The sequence below is a fragment of the Novosphingobium sp. genome (assembly GCF_032093395.1).
GTDB lineage: Bacteria > Pseudomonadota > Alphaproteobacteria > Sphingomonadales > Sphingomonadaceae > Novosphingobium.
In genome coordinates, this window is sequence record NZ_DAMDBA010000139.1 from 1 (window position 1) to 5749 (window position 5749).

The window sequence follows — 5749 nt, forward strand, 5'->3', positions numbered from 1 at the left end:
CGCGGTGATCACTGTCCTCGTGCTGCTCGGCCAGATGCTCGAACTGCGCGCGCGGGAACGCACCTCGGGCGCGATCAAGGCGCTGCTCAACCTTGCACCAAAGACCGCGCGCCGGATCGGTTCTGATGGGAACGAAGAGGAAATCAGCCTTGATCTGGTTGCGGTGGGCGACCGCCTGCGGGTGCGGCCGGGCGAGAAGGTGCCGGTCGACGGCGTAGTCGAGGACGGCCGCTCCTCGCTCGACGAGTCGATGGTCACCGGCGAATCCATGCCCGTCACCAAGGCAAAGGCCGACACAGTGATCGGCGGCACGCTCAACCAGACCGGTGCGCTGGTGATCGTCGCCGACAAGGTCGGCCGCGATACCATGCTCGCACGCATCGTCCAGATGGTCGCTGAGGCGCAGCGCTCGCGCGCGCCGATCCAGCGCATGGCCGATCAGGTGTCGGGCTGGTTTGTGCCCGTGGTCATCGCGGTCGCGGCCGTCGCGTTCATCGCCTGGGGCATCTGGGGTCCCGAGCCGCGCTTCGCCTATGGGCTGGTGGCGGCGGTCGCCGTGCTGATCATCGCCTGTCCCTGCGCACTGGGGCTGGCAACGCCGATGTCGATCATGGTCGGGGTCGGCCGCGGCGCCGGGCTCGGTGTCCTCATCAAAAATGCCGAAGCACTCGAGCATATGGAGAAGGTCGACACTCTCGTCGTCGACAAGACAGGCACGCTGACCGAAGGCCGGCCTGCCGTCACCCAGGTCGTGCCGGCGCCCGGCTTCGACGAAGCCGAGCTGCTGCGTCTTGCCGCCTCGGTCGAGCGGGCGTCCGAGCATCCGCTCGCGTTGGCAATCGTCGAGGCCGCGAAGGATCGCGGCATCGTCACGAGCGACGTCATCGACTTCGACTCGCCGACCGGGCGCGGCGCGCTCGGCACGGTCGAAGGGCGGCGCATCGTCCTCGGCAATGCGCAGTTCCTTGCCGACAAAGGGGTTGCGACCGATGCGCTCGCCAGCCAGGCCGACGCGCTGCGCCGGGATGGCGCCACCGCGATCTTCATCGGGGTCGACGGCACAGTCGGCGGCGCCTTCGCGATCGCCGATCCGGTGAAGGCCACGACACCAGAAGCGCTCGCCGCGCTCAAGGCGGAGGGCATTCGCGTGGTCATGCTGACCGGCGACAACCGCACGACCGCGGAAGCGGTCGCCCGACGCCTGGGCATCGACGAGGTCGAAGCCGAGGTGCTGCCCGATCAGAAGAGCGCCGTGGTCGCCAGGTTCAAGCGCGAGGGGCGGGTCGTCGCCATGGCCGGCGACGGTGTCAACGACGCCCCCGCGTTGGCCGCCGCCGACGTCGGCATCGCCATGGGTTCCGGCACCGACGTCGCGATCGAGAGCGCTGGCGTCACGCTGCTCAAGGGCGACCTGACTGGCATCGTCCGGGCGCGGCGGCTCAGCCAAGCGACCATGTCGAACATCCGCCAGAATCTCGTCTTCGCCTTCATCTACAATGTCGCGGGCGTGCCCGTAGCGGCGGGTGCGCTCTATCCGCTGTTCGGTATTCTGCTCTCGCCCATTATCGCGGCGGCGGCGATGGCGCTCTCTTCGGTGAGCGTGGTCACCAACGCGCTGCGCCTCAACCGGAAAGCACTGTGAACATCGGCGAGACGTCACGGCAGAGCGGCGTCTCTGAGCGGATGATCCGCCATTATGAAAAGATCGGCCTCATCCCGGCGCCGGCGCGTCGGGGTGCTGGCTATCGTGACTATGGCGAGCGCGACCTCCATCGCCTCCGGTTTATCGCCAATGCCCGCGATCTCGGCTTCCCGATCGAGGAGATCCGCACGTTGCTCAGCCTTTGGGCCAATACCGGCCGTGCCAGCGCGGAGGTGAAGCGGCTTGCCCTTGCCCGCGCCGATGAGTTTCAGCGCAAAGCCGAGGCGTTGACGGCGCTGCGCGACACGCTAATCGACCTGGCCGAGCGCTGCCAAGGCGACGAGCGGCCGGATTGTCCGATCATCGCCGAACTGGCCGCGGCCCGATCCGCATAGCATCCGGCATCGCACGGCCGAGAATTTTAGGGGTGCCCGTTTTCGGTCGATTCGTGCAGGTCGACGGCGAAAGCGATCCGCAACAGGTCGGGCAGGCTTTGCGCGTTGAGTTTGATCATCAGACTGGCCCGATGCAGCTCGACCGTGTGCGACGTGACGCCGAGTTCATCTGCGATAAGGCTATTTGGATAGCCTCGCGAAATTCCTCTCAGAACGGCCCGTTCGCGCTGCGTCAGTCTCGCGGCTTTCGAAAGAGCGTCGGCCTGTTCGGAGGCACGACGGGCTATACTCTCAAGCCAGCTGAAGCCGCGGTCGATCGCGCCGAGCAATGCGGCCTTCTCGACCGGTTTGGCGAGAAAGTCGGCAGCGCCCGCCTTCATCGCCTGTACGGCGAGCGTAGGATCGCCATTGCCCGTCAGCACCACGACGGGCATGTCGATACCGCGTCGCGTCAGCTCCGCCTGAACCTGCAGGCCGTCCATGTCGGGCATGTGCATGTCGAGAACCACGCAGCCTTTCTCGGCGTCCTCTGCGCTCAACAGAAACTCCGGCCCCGAAGCGTAGGCTTCTACGGCAAACCCTGCGGTCCGCAACGTGAAACTTAGTGCTTTTCGTATTGTCTCTTCGTCATCGACGATATGCACGACGCGCTTGTTCCCCATAGCCCCCGAGATCGATCAATACGCAGTGCCGCGAGGGCAGCGCTTCAAGGGATACTTCTCTGCACGTTGGACTATGGTCCCAGGTCAAGAGTAAAAATTTGGCGAGGCAAAACGGCGAAGGACAGCGAAACTGTGAGGGTTCGGCTACTCCGCTCACACCAATGCCGCGGTCGCTGCGGCTCATTGCCGGGTCTCTGCTCCGGACGATGCATGCGAGTTGCCCGCGCCGCCCTCGGCGCGATCGAGCCATCGCTACGCTTCCATCACATCGTCGACCGGCAGCGGGTTACTGGCGCCCGGCGGGCGAGGGGGGCGGGTTGGCCCTTGACGGCTGCGCGATCGGACGCCCAGGATAGCAGGGTGGCGCGCTTTACTTCGGGCTCAAGCTTCAGGTGCCCAGCAACGTCGAGGGGATCGATGAACGAGCGTGTGTGCGACACGACATATCCTCCTTCCCTGCCGCGATTTTCTCCGAAAGGGAGATCTCAGGAGATTGGTTCGGACTCGTTTAGGGTCAATGGATGAGGACGCGCACAGCGTTTGCCGGGCGTTCATTTCCGTCTTAGAACTGACGCGCAGCACGCCATTCAATCCGGTGGCGAACGGCCTCCGCGATCGCTGGCATGACGTCTATATCATTCGACGCATGTGCAACCGCGTTCGTGCTGACGATCCTTTCGACAAGCCCACCCAGAACCTGCGCTGCATCGCCGGCAAAAAGCGGATGCACGACCACGCAATCCGGTCGCGCGAACCCCATGCCGACCAGTTGGCGCGCCGCCTCGGTGAGGGTCCGACCGGATGAGGCGATATCGTCGACCAGCACCGGCTGGCGATCGAGAAACGCTGGGGCATTCGGAATCGAGATGGTGACGTGACGGTCGCCGGATCGGATTTTCTCGCACACGAGAAACGGAGCATCGGCATCGGCCGCCACCTGCGAGACCCACTGTTCGCTTTCCAGGTCCGGACCGATGATCAGCGGGCGAGCGACATTGCGCTTGATCCACGAGGCCAAAAACGGCGCGGCATGAACAACCTGGGTTGGGATGCGGTAGATTTCCGACAATTCATGGTAGCGATGGAGATGCGGATCGACCGTCACCAGCCAGTCGAGATGGCGAGACAGGATCGCAGCAAAGGTTCGCGACGTCACCGCCTCGCCGGCATGGAAGCGTATGTCCTGGCGCATGTAAGCGAGGTAAGGGGCTACGAGCCCGATCCTGCGAGCGCCAAGATCGCGCGCGGTGTCGGCTGCGAACAGCAGCGGCAACAGCTTGGCGTCCGGATGATCGAGACTGGACAGCAGGATGACCTCGCGGTCGCTGACGTCGTTTCCGACCCTGAGATAGGTTTCCCCGTCAGGAAACTGACGATGCTCGATCGTGCCGACCTCTGCATCGAGCGCGGCGGATAGCGGCTGTGCCAGGGCCTCGCTGCCAGGCAGCGCGAACAGGACGGGACGGTTCATAGCGCTTCAATCCCGAAGATCGGCCCGTCGCTCACGGCATAGGCCGCCGCATAGTCGAGCTCGCCCGGGCTCTCGGCATGAATGCTACACAAGGGAGCCCCGGCATCCACCATCTGGTTCAGCCGACACTGCAGTGCGACGCCAGCGGCCTTGGCCACCGGCGCGCCGGCGAGCTTCGCGACCGTCGCGAGCTTGCGATTGTCGATACTCACCAGGCGGCCGCTATAGGGAGCGATCATATCCTGCTGAAACCGGGCGACCGGTGGAGCCCGCATGCCGCCCTGCGCTTCGCAGATACGTTGGAACTTGGCCCAGGCCCCGCCGCTTTCGAGACACGCCCGCGCACGCGCATAGCCTTCGCCGGCCGGGGCCGCGTCAGCGAGCTCAAGCAGTCCTCCCGCCAGCTCGCAGGCCCGGTGGGCGAGATCCTCGGCGCCCGGCTGCCCCTGGAGGACGGCAAGGATATCCTGCGCCTCGAGCGCCGGGCCGATGCCCCGTCCGATCGGCTCCGCGCCGGGGCCGCGCATCACGCGCGTGCGAAGCCCGAAGGCTTGGGCGACCGAGCTCAGCGCGCGCTCGAGCGTATCGGCGGCATCGGTTCCGCGTACCTTGGCGGTCGGCCCGACCGGGATATCGATGACCAGATGGGTCGCACCGGCCGCGATTTTCTTGGACAGCACCGAGGCGACCATCTGCCCTACGGCATCGATATCGAGCACTCGTTCAACGCCGATGATCACATCGTCGGCCGGGCTGAGATTGACGGCGCCGCCCCAGGCGATGCAGCCGCCTTCGCGCTCGACCACCTTGCGGATGGCGGAAACGTCGAGGTCGACAGGTGCAAGCACCTCCATCGTGTCCGCCGTGCCGGCCGGCGAGGTGATCGCCCGCGACGATGTCTTGGGCATGATCAGGCCCTCCGCGGCCATGATCGAGACGATGATCGGCGTGGTGCGATTGCCCGGCAATCCACCGACGCTATGCTTGTCGACGATGACCGCTCCGGACCACTGCAATCGCTCGCCGACATCGACCATCGCCCTGGTCAGGCTGATCGTTTCGTCCGTATCGAGCGGGACCCCTGAGCATGCCGTGATGAACGCCGAGAGATGGACATCGCTATAGCGTCGCTCGGCGATGTCGGTCATGATCGCTGAAAAAGCCCCTTCACTGAGACGATTGCCATAGATGCGCCGACGCACTTCGGCGAGCGAGGCGAGAGGCTGGGCGTGCGCGATCTCGACCGGATCGCCCTCGCTGACGCCGAGCCGCCGCCATGCGGATTCGGACAGGCCGATCTCGCCGGGCGCTGGAGCCTCCGCGGAACTGTGCAGCAGCGAGACGACGATTTCCCGCCCGCCGGCGTGCAGCGCGACCTGCGCGCGCGACGCGAGACCTTCCGAGCGGCAGACGGGACAGTCTTGGCGCATGACCGCGATCAGATCACCTCCGGCAGCCGACAGGCCGAGGCGGTGTGCCCGCAGCGTCGTCGCGACAGGCTCTACTTCGGCGTCCTCGATGATCCCGGGCTTCACGCGAGCATGCCCCAGCTACCCAGCGCCGGTACGCTGCATGCCCA

6 protein-coding genes are annotated in these 5749 nt (G+C 65.7%); 2 read left to right on the forward strand and 4 right to left on the reverse strand.

Annotated elements, in window-relative coordinates:
• Positions 1 to 1642: copper-translocating P-type ATPase (locus tag RT424_RS23750; RefSeq protein ID WP_313443266.1), on the forward strand; the 1642-nt coding region annotated here is incomplete at its 5' end.
• The gene (gene cueR, locus RT424_RS23755) at positions 1639 to 2037 is read left to right on the forward strand and encodes a Cu(I)-responsive transcriptional regulator (protein WP_004212744.1); all 399 of its coding nucleotides are present in this window, start codon (positions 1639 to 1641) and stop codon (positions 2035 to 2037) included. The genes RT424_RS23750 and cueR, both read left to right, overlap by 4 nt.
• A 26-nt stretch (positions 2038 to 2063) precedes the next feature.
• Here the strand turns inward: cueR and RT424_RS23760 are convergent, their stop codons facing one another.
• The 4 genes from RT424_RS23760 to RT424_RS23775 all read right to left on the reverse strand — a co-directional run bounded on the left by RT424_RS23760 (position 2064) and on the right by RT424_RS23775 (position 5705).
• Entirely contained in the window at positions 2064 to 2699 is a 636-nt protein-coding gene (locus RT424_RS23760; RefSeq protein WP_004212746.1) for a response regulator transcription factor, read from the reverse strand.
• Positions 2700 to 2962: 263 nt separating this feature from the next.
• Entirely contained in the window at positions 2963 to 3139 is a 177-nt protein-coding gene (locus RT424_RS23765; protein WP_313443268.1) for a hypothetical protein, read from the reverse strand.
• A 122-nt stretch (positions 3140 to 3261) separates the two neighbouring features.
• The gene (locus RT424_RS23770) at positions 3262 to 4170 is read right to left on the reverse strand and encodes a ribose-phosphate pyrophosphokinase (protein WP_004212748.1); all 909 of its coding nucleotides are present in this window, start codon (positions 4168 to 4170) and stop codon (positions 3262 to 3264) included.
• Positions 4167 to 5705 (reverse strand): thymidine phosphorylase family protein, encoded by a 1539-nt coding sequence (locus RT424_RS23775; RefSeq protein ID WP_313443270.1) that lies wholly within the window; start codon positions 5703 to 5705, stop codon positions 4167 to 4169. The genes RT424_RS23770 and RT424_RS23775 overlap by 4 nt, the downstream gene beginning before the upstream one ends.
• Between the last annotated feature and the right edge of the window lie 44 nt (positions 5706 to 5749).

Bases quoted from the DNA above. Each gene is read 5' to 3' on its own strand.
- RT424_RS23760 (WP_004212746.1), bottom strand. From the start codon at position 2,699: ATGGGGAACAAGCGCGTCGTGCATATCGTCGATGACGAAGAGACAATA.
- RT424_RS23770 (WP_004212748.1), bottom strand. From the start codon at position 4,170: ATGAACCGTCCCGTCCTGTTCGCGCTGCCTGGCAGCGAGGCCCTGGCA.